12 protein-coding genes are annotated in these 20,443 nt (G+C 50.9%); 9 read left to right on the top strand and 3 right to left on the bottom strand.

Annotation, left to right across the window (positions count from 1 at the left end):
* The first annotated feature begins 9 nt into the window (after window positions 1–9).
* From ACWAU0_RS20280 to ACWAU0_RS20255, 6 genes are all read left to right on the top strand, one after another.
* Window positions 10–2,808 carry a class I adenylate cyclase domain-containing protein gene (locus ACWAU0_RS20280; RefSeq protein WP_458137724.1) on the top strand — a complete coding sequence of 933 codons (2,799 nt, stop codon included), beginning with the start codon at window positions 10–12 and terminating at the stop codon, window positions 2,806–2,808.
* Window positions 2,809–2,864: 56 nt separating this feature from the next.
* Complete coding sequence (locus ACWAU0_RS20275) at window positions 2,865–3,932, top strand: SPM autocatalytic domain-containing protein (protein ID WP_458137723.1); 1,068 nt, start codon at window positions 2,865–2,867, stop codon at window positions 3,930–3,932.
* 388 nt (window positions 3,933–4,320) lie between these two features.
* A complete protein-coding gene (locus tag ACWAU0_RS20270) occupies window positions 4,321–6,306 on the top strand; it encodes a TOL_0244 family TonB-dependent receptor (protein ID WP_319961486.1) in 1,986 nt (661 codons plus the stop codon).
* Between the two features lie 63 nt (window positions 6,307–6,369).
* Complete coding sequence (locus ACWAU0_RS20265) at window positions 6,370–6,909, top strand: YfiR family protein (RefSeq protein WP_319961485.1); 540 nt, start codon at window positions 6,370–6,372, stop codon at window positions 6,907–6,909.
* A gap of 13 nt (window positions 6,910–6,922) precedes the next feature.
* A complete protein-coding gene (locus ACWAU0_RS20260) occupies window positions 6,923–12,034 on the top strand; it encodes an EAL domain-containing protein (protein WP_458137722.1) in 5,112 nt (1,703 codons plus the stop codon).
* Window positions 12,027–12,887 (top strand): HDOD domain-containing protein, encoded by an 861-nt coding sequence (locus ACWAU0_RS20255; RefSeq protein WP_051670511.1) that lies wholly within the window; start codon window positions 12,027–12,029, stop codon window positions 12,885–12,887. The genes ACWAU0_RS20260 and ACWAU0_RS20255 overlap by 8 nt, the downstream gene beginning before the upstream one ends.
* An 18-nt stretch (window positions 12,888–12,905) precedes the next feature.
* Here the strand turns inward: ACWAU0_RS20255 and ACWAU0_RS20250 are convergent, their stop codons facing one another.
* Entirely contained in the window at window positions 12,906–14,225 is a 1,320-nt protein-coding gene (locus ACWAU0_RS20250; RefSeq protein WP_101052611.1) for a PepSY-associated TM helix domain-containing protein, read from the bottom strand.
* Between the two features lie 257 nt (window positions 14,226–14,482).
* On the opposite strand from ACWAU0_RS20250, the gene ACWAU0_RS20245 reads away from it, so the two are divergent.
* From ACWAU0_RS20245 to ACWAU0_RS20235, 3 genes are read left to right on the top strand one after another with little or no spacing between them, the layout of a single operon-like run.
* Complete coding sequence (locus ACWAU0_RS20245; RefSeq protein ID WP_458137721.1) at window positions 14,483–16,780, top strand: DNA internalization-related competence protein ComEC/Rec2; 2,298 nt, start codon at window positions 14,483–14,485, stop codon at window positions 16,778–16,780.
* The gene (locus ACWAU0_RS20240; protein WP_225892859.1) at window positions 16,770–17,201 is read left to right on the top strand and encodes a PilZ domain-containing protein; all 432 of its coding nucleotides are present in this window, start codon (window positions 16,770–16,772) and stop codon (window positions 17,199–17,201) included. The genes ACWAU0_RS20245 and ACWAU0_RS20240 overlap by 11 nt, the downstream gene beginning before the upstream one ends.
* 11 nt (window positions 17,202–17,212) lie before the next feature.
* The gene (locus tag ACWAU0_RS20235) at window positions 17,213–17,395 is read left to right on the top strand and encodes a YbdD/YjiX family protein (protein WP_101052613.1); all 183 of its coding nucleotides are present in this window, start codon (window positions 17,213–17,215) and stop codon (window positions 17,393–17,395) included.
* A 201-nt stretch (window positions 17,396–17,596) separates the two neighbouring features.
* Here ACWAU0_RS20235 and ACWAU0_RS20230 read toward each other — a convergent pair whose 3' ends face one another.
* Together ACWAU0_RS20230 and ACWAU0_RS20225 are read right to left on the bottom strand one after the other, a co-directional pair.
* Window positions 17,597–19,345 (bottom strand): DEAD/DEAH box helicase, encoded by a 1,749-nt coding sequence (locus tag ACWAU0_RS20230; RefSeq protein ID WP_319961482.1) that lies wholly within the window; start codon window positions 19,343–19,345, stop codon window positions 17,597–17,599.
* 121 nt (window positions 19,346–19,466) lie between these two features.
* Window positions 19,467–20,441, bottom strand: coding sequence for a COX15/CtaA family protein (locus ACWAU0_RS20225; protein ID WP_458137720.1), 975 nt, complete (start codon window positions 20,439–20,441; stop codon window positions 19,467–19,469).
* Window positions 20,442–20,443 lie beyond the last annotated feature (2 nt).

Raw genomic sequence — 20,443 nt, 5'->3', positions numbered from 1 at the left:
GCGGCAATTTTGACCAATCGATTCCTACCCATCCATTTAGGCGCGCCGGGCGAAGAGATCAGCAAAAAAGATCTATATGCGGTTGCCCAACGATTCAAGCACTTCAATCAGTTGCGTTTGCAACATGTGCAAAGTTTTCTACAGCCGCGCCAGCAGGATTTCTTGAAGCTGCTGCCTTTACTGTTTCATCAAAACCATCCCTTGTTGCCCGGTTTCGTGTCGTTGGAAGGCCCGGCCGGTATTCCTGATTACACGCCCAACAAGCAGGCTACCGATGTTGCCAAACAGTTTTCCAAAGGCTTTGTCTACAAGCGCAAAGCCTTAAGACACTATCCTATCCAGGCTATTTTTTTAATGGGTAGCGTCGGTAGTATGGCGTTTTCGAAAAACAGCGATATTGATATTTGGCTTTGCCATTCATCCACTTTGGCAGCCGACGAATTAAACGAATTGCGGCAAAAAGCTCAGGAAGTGGAAAAATGGGCGGCGACCTTAAAAATCGAGACGCATTTTTTTCTGGTAGATGCCACGCAGTTTTTGCGCGGCGAAAATACGCCGATCTCTAAAGAGAGTAGCGGCGAAACCCAACATTATCTGCTGTTGGAAGAGTTTTACCGCACCTCGATTTATATCGCCGGGCGGATACCGGTCTGGTGGTTGGTGCCGCCGCAACAGGAAAAATACTATAAGCAATATGTCGCGCATTTGCTGGAGAACCGGTTTATCTCCGAAACCGACGTCGTCGATTTCGGCGGCCTAGAAGATATGCCGATGGCGGAATTCGTCAGTGCGACGCTTTGGCATATCTACAAGTCTTTGACATCCCCGCATAAGTCCTTGTTGAAGCTGCTGCTGATGGAAAGTTATGCCAGCGAATTTCCCGAACCGCAGTGGTTGTGTCTGTCATTGAAGCAGGCGGTGTATCAAGGCGATTTCAGTGTCGAAAGCTTGGATCCTTACCTGCTGATGTACCGCAAAGTGGATGCCTATCTGCGCCAGGCTCAGTCCAAACGCCGCTTGAATCTGATTCGGGAATGTTTTTACATGAAGATCATGGCTGCGTCCGATAATCTCACGGAGAACAGAGTGCGCTTGCAGCGTGAAGATTATCTGCATAGTGTGGCAGATCAATGGGAATGGCCGGAGGATTTGCTGGACAATTTAGCCAGCCAAAAATTTTGGGACATTAAGAAAGCCAGTGTCGAGCACGTGGTGATTCGCGATCAATTGCAACAATGTCTGCGGATGATTTTAAAGTTTTCCGGTTTGCCATTGGATCAGGCGCAGCGGGAAAACAGAGACTTGAAATTGATCGGCCGGAAATTGCGGGCCACCCTGGATTTACGTCCCGACAAAATCGAGGTGCTCACCACCAGAACCACTGTCCACGCCAAACCCGATCTGCTGATAGCTGTGGAAGTCCTGACTGACGACGCGCCGCCGCGCTGGTGTTTATACGATGACCGAGCGGCGTCACAGAAAGCCTCTCTAGAAAGCGCGATTAAATCCGGCGAGAGCTTGCTCGAAGTTTTATGCTGGGCCGTGGTAAACGGCTTGAACAAAAAGTCGCTCAATTTGCAACTGGTGACTCCCAGTCTTAAAATTGCCAGTAATGATTTATATCAACTGTTTAATGAGTTGAATGCGTTTCTAAGCCGCTATTTGCCGGGCAGGGAGAACGATCTGGAGGTTTACGGTGAGCCGAATCGCGTCTCGTCGTCCTTGTTACTGATAAACCTCGGCGAAAGTTTGGCGATTGACGCGAACAATCAACAGTTAGTGATGAGCGAACGCTCGGATCCGTTAAGTTATGGTGACAGCCGCCAATGTTTCATCCAGAGCATCCAGCGCCTATCCGTATCCAGTTGGGGTGAGGCCAGCTTGCAGCGCTATATAGGCATAGAGGGAGTATTTAACTGCCTCGTTGATGTGTTCAATAACAGCGCCGCGCCCTTGTCTGCTGATAAACTCCAAGCGCTATGTTACAACCCGGTACGTGGCAAAAGCATCATCTTGCGCATCGAATCTTTGTTCGGCAATTTGCTAAAATTTTTTGCATCCGCTCGGGATGGCTTGCAGCGTTATATCGTGGCTGCCGAGACCGGTTATGGCTTGTTCCAACTCAGAAACGGCAGCCTGGGCTATTACCGGCTGGACACGCAAAATCAACTGCTGCATGAATTAGCCAAGCCGAATCCGCAATTTTCCGCAGTATTTTTTGATGCCTACGTACTGGATCAAACCTATATTCCGTCTTTATATACGCAGAATTTGGCTGATGTGATTCAGGTTTTTTATCATGCAACCAGCAAACACGTGGGTGTTTATGTGCTTGATGAAAAAGGCGCGCTGTTTGTCCATCAGCATAGCAATGCGAATCCTGAGCACGTCATCACGCACTATTCCGTGTTTTTAGACACCTTGCTGGCGCGCGCGCAATTGCCGGATGGTTTGAGTGTCAAATTTTACGAAATCCAGCGAAACTCGGCGGGGGTGTTGTCCTGTCAGGCCGTACCGGTCAAACTCGGCGGCAGTGTCATGGATCTGAGAGTCCGGATAGCGACCGAGGATAACGGGGCTATTGCGATCTATTGCAACGAAGAAAAATTTTCCGTTACTAACGCCGATAGCTTCAAACCGATCCGTGCCCACATACTGGGCTATCGGAAAAACCGCGACGACTATCCGTTTCACATCACCGAAATAGATGTACCTTGTCGTTTGTTGGGAACAGACCGAAACGAGCAGTTACAAGCCGCCCATTTCCTAAACTACAAGCAAAAAATAGAAGACAAACTAAATATTTAATATTTCAGGGTCGCAGCCGATATTTAGCTCACACCAGTCGAGCTATGGGGGTTGCCATGATTATCCAGAATTCCGCCGTCCACCTGCAAAGTCAACATCAAGCGCAACAGATCAGTAAACGCAACGAATCGCTGCGGGTCTGGATCGATAAGCCGGAAGATACCCCCAATACAGCGCGAAAGATTCGTCCCGAAACCGCGCGCAACGTCATTCAAGATTCCCTGGATCTCAGCCGGTCGGCGCAAACTTCGGCAACCGCTGCGCAGACCCTGGATACCGATAGGGCGCTCAGTTCCAAAGATAATCTGCTGTTACAAATCATTAGACGCATGGTCAAGGAGATTACCGGCCGCGACTTTGAATTATTCGCACCGGATGATCTCAAGGGGCAAGCCGACTCTGTGACCATTCAGGCCCCGCAGCAAGCACCGGCAACATCCGGCCCCGAGCGCGAAGGGTATGGACTGGTCTACGAAAAATCCGAGTCTTATTTCGAAAGCGAAACGACTAATTTCAGCGCCGAAGGGAGTATCACCACCCGGGATGGGCAAACGCTGAGTTTTTCAGTGTCCTTGTCGATGAGTCGCAGCTTTTATACCGAATCCAATCTCAGTATCCGCGCCGGCGACGCGGCGAAAACCGATCCTTTGGTTATCAATTTCGACGGCAATGCCGCAGAGTTAAGCGGCAGCCGATTTCAATTCGATATCGATGCCGATGGTCGTTTGGATCAAATAGCCGGTTTGAAAGCCGGCAGCGGTCTGCTGGCATTGGACAAAAACCAGGATGGCCTGATCAACGACGGTTCGGAATTGTTCGGTCCGCGCAGCGGCAACGGCTTTGCAGACTTAGCGGCTTATGACGACGATAACAATCAGTTTATCGACGCCGGCGATGCCGTTTACAAACAACTGCGAATCTGGCAGCGGCATGATGACGGGTCGCAGCAATTATTGGCGCTGGGTGATAAAAATGTCGGCGCGATTTACTTAGGTCACTTGACGACGCCGTTTCAATTAAAAGACACCGCCAATCAAGCGTTGGGTGAAATTGCCAGTAGCGGTATCTATTTAACCGAACAAGGCCAAGCCGGCAGCGTGCAGCAACTTAATTTCCTGGCTTGAAACAAAGATTTCCCATGATTTTCCTGCGGCCGAGTCGGGGCATTTTTTCCGGCTTGGCCGAACATGGAGACAGAAGCCTCGCATGCCTGCCCCATCATCTGTCTGAATTCGATAATTGAGCTAGACTTGCCCACATTGCAAAACAATATCGAAACGATCATTACACGCCATGCTTTATGGTTAGCCCGATCCTTAATTATTGCTGTTCCTGCGAATCCGGATTGATTCCCTTCGCGGCCTATAAGGCCCCCCAAGCTGTGGGAATGTCTCTCGCTGTCGATATGAAGGCCGGTTGATAGTCAAACCGCATGCCGGAGTCGCAATCCAGGTATCCGGGATTGCTGATTAATAAAGATTGAACGACTCAAAGCACTGCTCATAAGACCCTATGAAAAAATATATTGTCGGATTTTTTGTATTAACTGGTCACGCCGGCGTCTTGCATGCTGCATCTCAAGACGCACTTGAGCTGAATGTGGAAGACTTGCTGAATGTTGAAGTCACTTCAGTTTCCAAGAAAGCGCAAGCCTTAAACGATTCCGCGGCCGCGATATTTGTCATTACCAACGATGACATCAAACGAACGGGCGCGACCAGTATTCCCGAGGCACTGCGCATGGCCCCAGGACTTGACGTGGCGCGTATCGATTCGAACAAGTGGGCGGTCAGTTCCCGGGGCTTTAATGCGCGTTTCTCCAACAAGTTACTGGTATTGATCGATGGTCGCAATACTTATAGCCGCATGTTTTCCGGTACCTACTGGGAAAACCAGGATGTGATGATGGAGGATGTCGAGCGGATTGAGGTGATCAGGGGGCCGGGCGCGACGCTGTGGGGTGCAAACGCGGTAAACGGTGTGATTAATATCATCACCAAACACAGTTCGAAAACGCAGGGTGGTCTGGTGGCTGCAGGCGGCGGTACTGAGGAACAGGGGTTTGGCGCATTTCGCTACGGCGGCAAGTTGGGCGAGGATACGACGGGCCGGGTTTATGCCAAGGGGTTCAAACGCGATCAAAATACCAATGCCCAAGGCCATGGCGCCGGCGACGATTGGGACAAAGTACAGGGCGGGTTTCGCATAGATTCTCAGTTGTCGTCAGCAGACGAACTTAAATTTCAGGGCGATCTTTATCACAGTCATCTCAATCAAGTGTTGTCTAAGCCCAGTATTTTAGCGCCCTACAGTACAACTTTCCGTGATAAAGCCGAAGCTTACGGCGGCAATATCATGGGTCGCTGGCAGCACACGTTTTCCACCCAGTCCGACATGTCCCTACAGTTGTTTTACGACTATTATCGGCGCAATGAGGAATGGATGTCCGAGGGGCGGGATACATTTGACTTGGATTTTCAGCATCGCTTTGGCTTGTTTGATAGCCATGAATTGATTTGGGGGCTGGGTTACCAACTAACCTCGGATCGCCTTGAAAGTAGCACTATATTCAGCATGTCTCCTGCCCACCGGAAAAATCAATTATTCAGCGCATTCGTCCAGGATGAAATGGAATTGATAGACCAAACGCTGTGGTTGACCTTGGGCAACAAATTTGAACATAACGATTTCACCGGCTTTGAAGGCCAGCCCACCGCCCGATTAATGTGGGCGCCGGCGCTGAATCATCGGCTTTGGGCTGGGGTATCCAGAGCAGTGCGCACGCCCTCGCGCGGCGAAGCCAATATGCGCTTGACGACAGCGGTTGTGCCGCCGTCATCGCCATTTTTTATACCGGTGGAACTGGCGCTGGAGGGTAACACAAGCTTGCGCAGCGAAGATGTGATTGCTTACGAAGTGGGTTACCGCACCACCATGATCAAATCTGTATCGGTGGATGTGACGGCGTTTTATAACGATTACGCGCACATGCGCGACGCTTCCCAAGGCGCCGTTTATTTCGATCCTATTCGCGGTGTGTTGGTCCAGCCTTTACCCTTTAGCAATAATTTAAAGGCCAAGACCTATGGTGTCGAAGTCTCGACAGTCTGGCAAATGCTGGACTGGTGGCGGTGGGACGCCAATTACAGCGTGCTTAAAACCGAAGTGCCGCAAACTGCTATGGCGGTAGTCGGCGTCAGCCCGCAACAGCGGATGAATTTACGCAGTGCGGTCAATATTCGGCAGGATTTGGACTTTGATGTTTGGTTTCGCTACGTCGGCAACAATGCCGCAGCAACAGCTTCCGGCAACAGTTACATACCCGATTATGTGACGATGGACGCGCGCTTGGCCTGGCGCCCCGAACCTGATCTGGAAATATCATTGGTAGGCCAAAACTTATTAACTAATAGCCACTTGGAATATCAACAGGAAAACCTGGTACTGCCAACATTTATTGATAGGGGTATGTACGGAAAAATCAGTTGGAATTTCTGATGCCGCTGGCAGGTAGACTGTTTTGCATTTTTTCTATTTAGTTGGATTATTGTTGCGACGGATATGCAAAACGCAATAAAAATGTATCTGTTGGCATTAATGTTATTTAGTTCAAGCGCGTCTTGCGCGGCGCCGTTGGCGCTTGAGCAATATACGGTGTTGGCCGCATTGACGCTTAATTTTGCCCGTTTTACGCAATGGCCGGAGCAGGCGTTTGCCAATTCCGGAAATAACCTGCAGGTTTGTTTGGTGGGGGACAATGCATTATTGCAATCTTTCGATTCAATTAGCGGTAAAGCGGTTGGGGATAGAGTGATTAAAATAATTAATTCGGACAAATTACGTAATTTAAGTCAATGTCATATTTTGTTTTTAAGCGAATTATCCAATAGTGTTTTGTCGCAAGTTTTTTTGGATACCAGGCAGTTTCCGGTGTTGACGATAGGTGAAGAAACCGATTTTATCGAATCGGGGGGTATGGTGGCTATGGTGAATGCCGATGGAAAAATACAGTTACATATCAATCTTGCCATGGTCAAAAGCTCGGGGCTAACGATTAGTTCCAGCCTTCTGCGCTTAGCGAAAATTGTCGGCGATAATTAGGAGAGATAATCGCATGTTTAAATGGTTTAACAATGCGCCTATCAAGATCAAGCTAGTACTTATTATGACTTTGATCGCTGTGTTGACGCTGTTTTCGGCAAGCACTGCGATTGTTGTGAATGAATATTATGCAAAAAAGAAAGATACCGAGCAGCAGCTGGTATTAATTGCCAATATTATTGCGTCGAATATTTCAGCGGCGCTGGTTTTTGAAGATACGGTCTCGGCTAATACTATGCTGAATAGTATGAAAACCCGGGACAGCATATTAAATGCCGAATTATATGATAAGCAAGGCAAGTTATTTGCCGACTATCACTCGCAAAAACTGGGTATTAGTCATTGGGATGCGGAAAAAGCTTCCGCGCTATTAAACGATGCGCAATCCCTCCCTAGTTCAGAAGGCCTATATGGTTTTATCGGCGAAGTTTTCGCTTATTGGTATGAACGCTTGTTTCCTTATACCAATAATATTGTCGGTAAGGCTGGCGAAAAAAGCGTATTCAAATACGATGACGACAATAATCTGCATTTTGTCCGTTCGATAGAACTGGATGGTGACGTCGTAGGGGTATTGCATTTGGTGGATGACCAAAGCGGCTTCTACGCCATATTAAAAGCGTTTTATTCAACTATGGGTTTGATCGTGGTGTTTACCATGGTCTTAATCGGTATGTTGACCACCAAATTGCAGCAAATATTTTTGGCGCCCCTACTCAAACTGATGGATGCCATGCAATCGGTTGGACATGAGAAGAGTTTTTCGCATCGGATTAACAAGACCAGCAACGACGAATTCGGCGATTTAGCCGATGTGTACAATGCCATGCTAGCCGAAATCCAGTTCAGAGACGATCAACTAGCCATGCACCGAGATTCTTTGGAAAGGCAAGTTATCGAACGTACCCAGCAATTGGAAGAAAAAAATCAAGAGCTGAGTATCAGTATCGCCGAAGCGCTCTCCGCCAAAGAGCAAGCGGAACAAGCCAGTAAAGCCAAGTCGCAATTTTTGGCAACCATGAGCCATGAGATCAGAACGCCGATGAATGGCGTGTTGGGCATGACCGAGTTGTTGATGTCATCCGGTTTGGATGATCGGCAAACCAGATTTGCCGATACCGCCTACCGTTCTGCCAATTCGCTACTCAGCATCATCAATAATATTCTCGATTTTTCCAAAATCGAAGCCGGCAAATTGCAGTTGATCGTTCAGGAGTTCGATCTGCGCCGCTTATTGGAAGACACCGTGGAAATGATGGCGGAGCAAGCCCACCGTAAAGGCCTGGAATTGATATTGAATCTGCCGCACCAAATGCACTTTATTGTGCAGGGCGATGCGGAACGATTACGGCAGGTGTTGGTTAATCTGCTGAGCAATGCCATCAAGTTTACCGAAGAAGGCGATGTGCAGCTTAAGGTGAGTGTTCCGGAAAACGCGACCCGCGATAAAGTCAGATTATTATTCGAAGTAATCGATACCGGCATAGGGGTTGCCGCTGAGCGTCAGGCGGAAATTTTCGATAGTTTCACCCAGTCCGACGGCAGCATTACCCGGCGTTATGGCGGGACCGGTTTAGGTTTGACCATTTCCAAGCAATTAGTCGAATTAATGGGCGGTAGTTTGGGACTGGAAAGTAATATCGGTCGGGGTTCCCGGTTTTACTTTGGCTTAGAATTGGGATTGGGCATCCAGACCGACATCGAACGTGCCGATACCAGCGCGTTGGAAGGTCTGCACATCCTGGTAGTGGATGACAATGCGATAAACCGCGACATACTCCACGATCAAGTTTCGCTATGGGGCGCCCACGTTACGACCGTCGATAGCGGCCCCAGGGCGCTAAAGCTATTGGTCGAGGCGGCTACTTTAAATAATCCGTTTCAAGTTGCTCTGCTGGATTGGCATTTGCCGGTGATGGATGGCTTGACGCTGGCCAAGGCCATTCAACGCGACCAGCGTATTCCCAAGCTGCCGTTGATCATGCTCAGCTCCGAAAATGTCAGCATTAAAACCGGCCTGACCCACGAATACGGCATCAGCTTTTATTTGAACAAACCGGTTTTTCAACAACGCCTGCTGAATTGCTTGCTGGAAATCGCTACGTTCGCACCCGTGGAGCAAACGGCGCCATCCGCTGTTACACCGGAGCAAATTAAGTTATCCGGGCGCATTTTGGTGGCCGAGGATAACTTAGTTAATCAGGAAGTGGTCAAAAGCTTCTTAGAAAGCATGGGCTGCATCGCGGAGGTGGTAGCAGACGGTCAGGAAGCGTTGCAAGCCGCCTGCCGGCGCCGTTACGATTTAATTTTGATGGATTGTCATATGCCGGTTATGGATGGCTTTTCGGCAACCGTCAAAATTCGCGAGCATGAACAAGCCACGGCCTCGACCCGAATTCCGATTATCGCTTTAACCGCCGATGTACAAAAAGGCATACACGATCAGTGTGAAATGGTTGGTATGGACGGCTATTTAAGTAAACCGTTCAGCAAAGAACAACTGCGCCATCTATTGATAAATTGGCTGCCAAATGCTGCGGATAATGCACTGGAGCCGGCTCCGCTGGCATATCAAGACCCAGTGATGGCAGGCGAATTTCCCCCCGGACCGATTTGCCAGGCCGATCTGGCTCAGCTTCGGGATATTTACGATGCGAATGGGGTAAGTTTGTTAAACAAGGCCATCGCACTCTATCTGCAAACCGTGCCGGAAACAGCCGAAAAACTTAGACACGCCGCTGCCGATGGGCAGGCGGATTTGCTGGCCGATATGGCTCATGCCCTCAAATCGTCCAGTGCCAATCTGGGTGCCAGGGATTTGTCTAAAACCTGCCGATTGCTGGAAACTGCCGGCCGCCAAGCGGATCTTGCAGCAATTCCGGCACTGCTGGCGGAATTTGAGGCGCAATTGCCGGAGGCTTTGGCCGAGTTGCGTGCTATTGCCCATGCCAGCGTAGCGCAGCCCGATGCACCGCAAGCCGGCATGGATAAGCGAGTAACCGACCTAGCGCTGGAAGCCAAGCGAATTTTACTGATAGACGACGATCCAAACTTCAGATTGATTACCGGCGAGCAGTTAAAAGCCTCGGGTTTCGACGTCGTGGAGGCCGAGAGTGGCGAAGCGGCGCTGCTCTTGCTGGAAACGGCCATTCCGGATCTAGTCATAGTCGATGCGATTATGCCGGGCATCGACGGTTTTGAAACCTGCCGGCGCATGTCCGCCAACCCCGCCATGACCGACATTCCCATCATTATGTCTACCGGCTTGGAAGACATCGAATCGATAAATCGGGCATTTAAGGTCGGCGCTACCGACTTCATCATTAAACCGCTTAATCATGTGGTGTTGATTCATCACATCCGTTTTCTGCTGCGCTCCAGCCATGATACGGCGGAATTACGCAACAGTAAGCAGCAACTGTCTGCTGCGCAACGCATCGCCGGTTTGGGCTATTGGACTTGGGATCCGCGGCAGGACAAATTCGAAATATCGCCGTTTTTAGCGGAAATGTGCCAAATGCCGGCCGACTATTTTCGGGGTGAGCTCAACAACTATTTGAATTTAATTGAGGCTGCGGACCGCAAAATAGTGCAGACCTTGATAGAAGCTGCTGCCCAGGGCGAACAAGTCGAGTATGTCGAGTACCGCTTGCGGCCGGATCTGGAAACGCCCATCAGTGTCCGCCAGGATACGGCCATGATCAGCAGCGGACAGCAGAGTTTTGTCACCGGGACGGTGCAGGATATTTCCAAGCAAAAGCAATCGGAAAAAATCATCCATCAGTTGGCGTATTTCGATGAGTTGACCGGCCTGGCCAGCCGTGTGCATTATCACAAGCGTATTCAACAGACCATCAAAGCCTCGGCGCGCGGCAAGTTGGAGTTTGCGTTTCTATTCCTGGATCTGGACGAATTTAAGTATGTCAACGACAGCTTTGGACATAACGTCGGCGATCAATTTCTGAAAGCGATCGCCCAACGTATCCAAAGCGTGGTACGTGAAGAAGACTTTGCTGCGCGATTGGGCGGAGACGAATTTTGTATTATCGCCAGCAGCATTACCGACGAATTTCAAGCCATGGAAATCGCCGAACGCTGTTTGCAGGAAATCAACCGACCTTTAATTTTGGATACCCACCATTTAAAGCCCCGCGTCAGTATCGGTATTGCTATTTATCCAAAAGATGGCGAGAACGAGCACGACTTGATGAAAGCCGCCGACACCGCCATGTACGCAGCGAAAAGCGCCGGCAAACAGCGCTACGCTTACTATCGGCCTGAGATGACGGGCCTGGCGATTAAGCGCATGCAAGACGAGCAAACCTTGCGCGACGCGCTGGAGCACCAGCAATTGCAATTGTATTATCAGCCCCAGGTAAGTATGTTGGATGGGCGAATGATAGGTCTCGAAGCCTTGGTGCGCTGGCGACATCCGTTGCGCGGTTTGTTGGGGCCCGGCGAGTTTATTCCTTTGGCTGAGGCTTTGGGTTTGATCGGTAAAATTAGCGACTGGGCTATTCAACAGGCTTGCGAACAATTAATTGCCTGGCAAAACCAAGGGCTGCCGTTATTCACCACGGCTGTCAACGTCTCGGCAAGCCATTTCCGCGATCCGCAATTTCCGTTCACGTTGCGGGAAATCCTCAAACATACCCAATTGCCGGCTCACTATTTGCAAATCGAAGTCACAGAAAGTGCCATGCAAACGGCGGCAGACTTAGAGATATTTAAAAAACTGAAGGGCATAGGAGTGAAAATCGCCATAGACGACTTCGGTACCGGCTTTTCGTCGCTGGCGTCCCTTAAGCAATTGCCGGTGGATTGTCTGAAAATCGACAGAACCTTTGTTCAGGATGTGCTGTTTAATCCGCAAACCCCCATTTTGCTCGGGACGATTATCGGCATGGCCAATGCGATGGATTTCTCGCTGGTGGCGGAAGGCGTGGAGACGATAGAGCAAGCCATGGTGATGAGCGGCTTGGGCTGCCAAGTGGTGCAAGGCTATTTGTTTAGTCAACCTTTGACTGCCGCCGAAGTGCCGGCCATGTTTGACAAAGATTTCCGGCTGGAATTTATTCACTCCAAACCAGCCCATAACGATATTCATCGAAACAATTATGACTGATCTTGAATTGCCGGAACGCTTTGCAGATATTAAACGGCTGCCTTCTTTACCGCACGACGTTCATCAAGTGGTCAAAGCCTTGTCCGACGATAATCTGGATTATGCCCGGTTAGCCAAGATTCTGGCGGGGCATGCCACGATTTCGTCGCGACTGATTGCCTTGGCCAATTCAGCGTGGTTTAACAACTCCAGCGAACCGGTGACGTCATTGGAAAGAACCTGTTTGAAACTGGGATTAAATATTGTCCGGGGCGTCGGTATCGGTTTGGCGGTGATGAAGCCGTTTAATATCAGGGATTGCCGAAGTTTCGATATCAAACGCTATTGGATCAGTACCATGCTGGTGGCGCACGCTGCCCGTGCGCTGGCCGACGAGCTTGCGGCGGAGCGGGGCAATGAACACTTGCCGCAAACCGTGCATACCGGCGGCATCCTGCACAATATCGGCTTGCTCTGCATGGCCGACATCATGCCCGAAGAAACCCACCAGGCCCTGCGTTTTAAACAAGCCAATCCCGAATTGGACTTGAATCAAGCCTTGCGCAAATTGCTGCATACCGATTATTGCGAAGTCGGGGCGCATCTGACCGTTTCCTGGGGAATACCCGAAGCGTTGGTGGCGATTATTCGGTACCATCGCAATCCGGGTTATCAAGGCAGCTATTGGCGGCAGGCAGCTTTGGTCGGCGCGGCGACGCATATGGTGGGTAGTGTGTTCGACGATAAAGAAACCTGGCCGGTCTCGGCCTTTGAGAAACTGAGCATCAGCCCGGCCTGTCAGGCTGAGATATTTGCCGACCTGCAAAGCCAATATTTAAAAACTCAGGAATTGGCGAAAGTGCTATTTCCTTAAGAAGTGGTGCTGAAAACACTACTTTAGTCTTTTTATCCGCCTGATTCGGCCGTAGATTTTTTGCAAAAAACGGTTAGCAGCGGGGATCACGACCCTAAGAATTGCCTTGGCGGCGCGTTTTAATGTCGTCATGCAAGCAGTTGTCGCCGCGTCTGTCGCCTGTTTCAGGTTGATTTCTCGATCCGCGACCCAGCCATGTCGGTGTAACCAGTGTAATAAGCCGCTCAAAAACAGGCATGTCGGCGTCAATCCCACAAAAAACCACAGCAAGCGGCCGCTTTCGCCCAAGGCTTCGCCGGTATGGAGCGGCCAAAGCCAGGTGGTAAATGTTTGTCCGGCTGAGAATTGGCTGGGGTTTTGCACATCGCGAATTTGTCCGCTCCAGCGGTCCACCCAAACGGTCGTGAACGGGTGGTGTTGATTGATCTCGTTAAGTTGGCGCAAATTGATCCGATACGTCCCCAGCTCGCCAACCGGGGTGGTAATTCGCCGGACTTCCGAGCTGGGAAACGGTCCGCGGGCCACGAGGATTGCTTCCGACAGACTGGTCGGCCTGTCATTGGGTATGGCGCTGCTGCGCACATTGGGGCCGGCGTCACCATGTCCCATGCCGGACGCGGCGGTCAGGTTCTCCAGCAGGCTAGGGTAGGCCAGATGAAAACCAGTGAAGGCCAGCAACATTAAAAAGCCGGAACTGGCTACGCCCAGTAGTCGGTGCAAATCAAATACTAGCCGCATCAAGCCGGCATCGTGGCGCAGCGAAAAGGCGCGCCACAACTTGGGCCAGCCCGGCCACCACAGGTACAAACCACTGAGTACCGACAACATTAATAAGCCGCCTAAAACCGCCAACGCATTTCGGCCAAAGCCGTCCAATTGCAGTTGGGTATGTAAATCCAACAGCCAGGTCGTCAGGGTTTGGCCCCATAAGCGGCTGTCGACAACCCGGCCGGTGTAAGGATTGACCGAGACCATCAGAGGCGCATAAAAGGCGTCTACGCTTTCCTTGGGCTTTTCAAACCAGGCGGTGATCATGCCGTCCGGTGCTCGCGGCATTTCCAAGGTCCAGGCACCGTGCCGATCCGGATGGGCAGCACGTACCGCCGCGACGATTTTGTCCAGCGATAAAGCCGTTGATTGTGGGGTATCGACGCGCAATTGCGGATTGAGCAAGCTATCCAATTCTTCCCGGTAAATACTCAAACTGCCGGTCAAGCCGATCAGCGCGAAGATGAGTCCCAAACTCAGTGCCAGATAAACATGGCACAAGCGCCACCATTTGCGGGCATTCAGGATAAAGCGTGGGCGGACAATCAGCGGGTAATGGGTTTCTTGCATGGGGTATACAGTGGGAGATTTAGCGACAGCCCGCCTTCAGCAGCCTTAGACGCTATAAATTTAAAAAACAGCATTTGCCAGGCACGGCAACCGGCTATTTTGCAGGATTAATGCAACAACAACCAGCCCATGACAGCCGTTGCGCCGCAGACAAGTTTAAAAAATCGGCTAGACTGCGTGAAATACGCAGGGCGGCGGAGTTTGATTGGTAGAGATATGAGGCGTTTTATACAGGATAAATGTAGGTCGGAGAGGCGATGAATCTGAGCAGTTTGCTATTTCTGGCCGGAATTGTTGCTGTCCAACAGTTCAGCCGCTTGCCTAGTCTGTTCGAGTTTATCGGTTTGGTGGTTAGCGGCTTGTTGTTGATTTATCGGCACCATTGGCGATTTTTCGCGCTGCTGGCTGGGGTGCTGTGGGCGAGTCTATTGGGTAGCTGGCGGCTGTCCCAACAACTCCCCGATACCTATCAAAACCAGGAAGTGAAAATTCAAGGCTATATCGCCAGTCTGCCGCAACAACAAGAGCAGCGCACCAATTTTGATTTTATTGTCACGGCGCCCTCCGGCAACTTTCCGGATAAAATTCGCCTGAGCTGGTATTACCCAAAGCTCAACTTAGCTGCGGGGCAGGGCTGGGAGTTCCAGGTTAAGTTGCGCAGGCCGCACGGCCGCCTCAACCCCGGCGGCTTTGATTTCGAAGCCTGGTTATTTGCCAACCATATCGGTGCTACGGGTTATGTGCGCGATAAACCGCCGCCGCAAATCGTGAGCTTATCGCCGAGTGCCGGTCAATATTTTGCTCAGTGTCGGCAAGCGATTGCCAACCGACTGGACGCGGCTTTGCCCGGCAGTGGACAGTTAGGCGTGATAAAAGCATTGACCATCGGCAGCCAAAACGCAATCACCCAAGAGCAATGGCGCGTGTTTAGACTCACCGGTGTGGTGCATTTAATCGTGATTTCCGGTTCACATATCAGTCTGATCGCCGGCCTGATTTACCTTTGGAGCAGACGGCTGTGGGCTTGGACCGGGATATTAAGCATTTCGCCGCAACGGGCCGCCGCATTGTGCGCTTGGCTGGCTTCGCTGTTTTACGCCGGCTTGGCGGGCTATTCGGTGCCCACTCTACGTGCGGTGGTGATGCTCAGCGTGGCGTTGGCAGCAATCGCTTGGCAGCGTAACACCGCGCCGATGCGAGTTTTATTGCTGGCGTTGCTGGCTGTCTTGCTGTTCGATCCGTTGGCGGTGCTGTCGGTCGGCTTTTGGCTGTCATTCGTGGCAGTGGCATTATTGATTTACGTGTCGGCGGGCCGATTGGGCAGACCTTCGTATTGGCGCGAAGCCGGCGCCGCGCAATTGGCCACGGCCGTGGGCTTGTCGCCCTTATTGGTCGTGTTTTTTCAGCAAGTATCGTTGATATCGCCTGTCGCAAATTGGTTGGCAGTGCCGGTTATCGGTATATTGATCGTGCCGCCGGCCTTGTTGGCGGTGGTGTTATTGTTTATCTGGCCGGCATGCGGAGCGCTGTTGCTGCAAGTTTTGGACTATGCCTTGCAAGGCTTGTGGTGGGTGCTTTCGCACATGGCCGAATTACCATTAGCCCGCATCTATTGCCTCCCGCCGCCATGGTATGCGATTGGCTTGGCGGCCATCGGCGTGCTTCTGCTGTTAGCGCCAAGGGGCTTTCCGTGCCGGTATTTAAGTCCGTTACTGTTTTTGCCGTTATTACTGGTTGATGTTGAAAAACCGAAACCCGGTGAAGCTTGGTTGACTGTTTTGGACGTGGGGCAAGGATTAGCAGCCGTGCTGCAAACTGCGGAACATACTCTGGTGTTTGATACCGGCGCACGTTATTCGGAATATTCCGACATGGGCGATTCAGTGGTCCTGCCGTTTTTACGCGAGCAGGGTATCTCTCGGGTTGATAGTTTGGTGATTAGTCATGGCGATAACGATCACAGTGGCGGCGCGGAGTCGATATTTGCCGAATTGCCGGTAGACAAGTCTGTTAGCAGCGTTCCTGAATGGGCCGCACGCGAACATGGCGAGTATTGCCGGGCCGGACAAACCTGGCGTTGGGATGAAGTTACTTTTAAGGTGCTGTCCCCGCCGGAAAGTGGATTCATCGGTGATAACGATAACTCCTGCGTATTACAAGTAAGCTCCGCACAGCAGGTTTTTTTGCTGACCGGCGACATCGAACAAACAGCCGAAAACTGGTTGGTGCGAGAGTACGCTGACAAACTTGCCAGCGACGTATTGTTGGCACCGCACCATGGCAGCAAAACCTCATCAAGCCTGGCTTTGCTTGAAAAAGTTAATCCCAGGCTTATTTTGATTCCTGCCGGTTATCAAAACCGTTTTGGTTTTCCGCATCGCCAGGTTATCGAACGCTATAGCCAGCTTGGCATGGCTTGGTTGAATACGGCCGAACAGGGCGCTATTTCGGTGCGTAGTGGGCCCGAAACAATTCAGCCGATAGCCGAGCGAGCCAAACGGCAACGATATTGGCGAACACCCGCGCCGAATCGGCAGAGTATTGATGTCAGATAAATTTTGCCGTGTCGGCGTTTCTGCCTATACTCTCAGGATCAAAATATGGAGCATTGCAGTGGAGAATGAAAACCGTAGCAGAATACGTTTTAACCCGGAAGGACTCGTGGCGCACATCATCATCGAACCGCCACCGCCCGGCGGCGAGATCATCATTGACGGCCAAGTTGTTGATATGAGTTACAGCGGCATAAAAATTCGCTTGAAAGAACCTCTGGGTCAAGCAGTGGACGAAGCGGAATTGCGGATTTCCATCATACTGCCGGAGTCGCGGGTGGCGATGTCGATACACGGTAACATCAAGCATATCCGCGAAGATCGCGAATGCGGTTTGCAATATAGTCCGAGCAAGCACAGCGAGGACGAATTCGACGATCTGATGTTCGAATGCGTTAAGCTGGCACCACAGCGTAAAGATTAATCGAGACCCTTATGAGCAGATTGCTAAGGTGTGTGCGGTCATTCTGGGGTCACCTCAATGGCGATGCCGCTTATGAGCGTTATTTGCTGCATTGGCAAGCGCATCACGCCGGGCAGTTTCCGCCGTTAAGTCGAAAAGGATTTTTTGCGGCTGAAACGCAGCGCAAATGGAATGGCATCAAGCGGTGTTGCTGAATTTAATTGTTGCTTGAGTTGCTGGTGCTAAAAAGTATTCCAACCGCAGTTCACTATTCCATTCAAATAGTCCAGTCGTAGAGAGCCGGTGCAATTCGATGAACTTGTGTACGGCGCAAGTTTGGCATTGCAAGCCGCAAGGCAATAAAAAAGGCTTAGGTTTTCCAACCTAAGCCTTTGTAGTCCATTCCGAGGGGACGATTATTCGGCTTGGTCTTTATTTTTGCCGCGTCTTGATGGTGAGCCGACCCGTTTTTTACTTTTGTCTTTTTTCACCAAAGCCGGGTCGAATTTGGATATATCCAAAGGTTTACCGACTACCCGGACTTTTTTCAGGGCCTGGAACAAGTCTTTGGGCATGCCGGCGGGCAGTTCTACGGTGCTGTAGTGCTCCTCGATTTTGATGCGGGCGATATGATCGCCGTCTATACCGGTTTCGTTGGCGATAGCCCCGACGATATTGCCTGGTTTCACGCCGTCGGCATGGCCTACTTCGATGCGGAAGGTTTCCATTTCTACCGCGCCGACGCGACCTTTTTCCCGTCTCGGCCCACGATCACCACGATCATTGCGGTCGGAACGGCCTTTTTCCTCGGCGTCTTTACGCGGTTTTCTGCTGGGTTCTTTCATCAGCAAAGGTGTATCGCCTTGCAATAACTTGGCTAACGCCGCTGCAATGTCAAGTGCCGGGACATTATGCTCAACCTGATATTGGTTGATTAATTGGTTGTAAAAGCTGAGTTCCTCGCCGGCCAGTGTATCGGTAATCCGCTGTTTGAAACGGTTGATGCGGGCGTTGTTGATAAAGTCGGTGGAAGGCAACTGCATTTCTTCGACTTTTTGTTTCGTGGCTTGCTCGATATTGGCCAGCAGGCGTTTTTCGCGCGGCGAGACAAACAAAATCGCGTCGCCGGTGCGGCCGGCACGACCGGTACGGCCGATACGATGGATATAAGATTCGGTGTCGTAAGGGATGTCGTAATTGACGACATGGGTGATACGATCCACGTCCAGACCACGGGCCGCAACGTCCGTGGCGATCAGAATATCCAGTTTACCGCTTTTCAGATTATCGATAGCCCGCTCGCGCAAGGCTTGCGACATGTCGCCGTTGATCGCCGATGCTGAAAAACCGCGTGCTTCCAATTTTTCCGCGACTTCGATGGTAGCGGTTTTGGTTCTGACGAAGATGATCATGCCGTCGAAGTTTTCCGCTTCCAGAATACGGGTCAGCGCATCCATTTTGTGCACACCGCTGACAAACCAGTAGCGTTGGCGAATATTGGCGGCGGTGGCGGTTTTAACCTTGATGGTGACTTGTTCGGGGTTGTTCAGGTATTTCTGCGCAATTTTGCGAATTTCGGTCGGCATGGTGGCCGAGAACAGCGCGGTTTGGCGCGTCGATGGGGTTTGCTCCAGAATCCATTCCACGTCATCGATAAAGCCCATCCGCAACATTTCGTCGGCTTCGTCTAACACCAGGGTGCTGAGTTGGTCCAGTTTCAGTGTGCCGCGGCGCATGTGGTCCATGACTCGTCCCGGTGTACCCACTACGACATGCGCACCGCGATTCAATTGGCGTAGCTGGCTGGTGTAATCCTGGCCGCCGTAGATTGGCAAGACGTGAAAGCCTTTGATATGGGCGGCATAACTTTGGAAAGCCTCGGCAACCTGTATCGCCAATTCGCGCGTAGGAGCTAGTACCAAAGCTTGCGGGTCTTTTTGATTGAGATTAATACGCGACAAAATCGGCAAGGCGAATGCAGCTGTTTTACCCGTACCGGTTTGGGCTTGGCCCAACACGTCGCGACCAGCCATGACGAACGGAATAATCTGTGCTTGAATCGGAGAAGGGGTTTCGTAACCGACACTTTTCAGCGCTTTTAAAATGGTGTCTGAAAGCGATAAATCTTTAAAGGAAGGCGTGGCGGAGGAAGGGGCGTCGGACATTAATAATACCTGTAGAAAAAAAGAGAGTTGCCGGCCATGGGCTAGCTATGCCCGGCATTGTATCGCAACTTAGTCTGATATTGCTTAACTTATTGATAATTACCGTAAAATCCTGGCTTGTTCAGTTTGCTTTTCTGGACGAGTAATTTAAGCAAATAAAGATGAAAAATTGCGCGCCAAAAATCAGATTAGCCATCAACAGATGTACCGGTTGAGCGACGGCGGGAAATCCCAGTCTGTCCAGGCTGACGCCAGCCAAAATGGCGGTAACGATCAATCCTACTAAAACGTAAGCCGTGCGCAACAGCAGGCTCTGTTTGTCGGCTTGTTGATAAATTTGCCAGGCCAGCCAGAGGTTGGTGAACAAAATGACTGATGAAAAAGAGCGGTGAATATAAAAAATGATCGGGAAACTATCGCGCCAATATTGCCTGTCGATATAGCTGTGCTCATGAGCAATGTAATCGACCGCTTCCCTGACTTGGGTGCCCATTGCTACTTGCAGCAAAGTCATTGCCATGGCAATTTTTAAAACCAAAGCAAATCGCGGCGTTAGCCAATGGCTGTCGATGGCTTGCAGTAGGGGTTTTTGCGATCTGGCAATCGCGTATATGAGCAGCGCGACGATAAATAAGGCCAACAACATGTGCAGCGTTATCATCAAGGGCTTTAAGTTACTCGCTACCACGGCCGAACCCAGCCACCCCTGAAATCCGACCAGCAAGAATACCGATAACGCTAAGTAAAAGATGGCTTTGTCGGCTTTCAGATAAACCCGCGACGTCCAGGCGGTGAGAAAAATCAGAAAACCAATCGTCACGCCGACCAGGCGATTGGTGTATTCGGTCCAGGTTTTTACCGGATTGAAGGCGGTGTTTTCATAACCGCGTGCCGCATAAATTTCGTGATAATTAGCCGGCAATTGCGACTCGTGGGTCGGTGGCACCCATTGCCCGAAGCAGGTCGGCCAATCCGGGCAGCCCATGCCGGCTCCTGAGGCGCGGACGATGCCGCCAACCAGAATTACGAAATACACAGCAAAGATGGTCAGTGTGCCTAAGCGGCGAAAACGGGCGGCGTCTTGGGCGTCTATCATGT

It is taken from the genome of Methylomonas sp. Uni0009, from assembly GCF_054188105.3.
The sequence above is the reverse complement of the archived record's forward strand: the minus strand, read 5'-3'. Positions and strand labels throughout refer to the sequence as shown.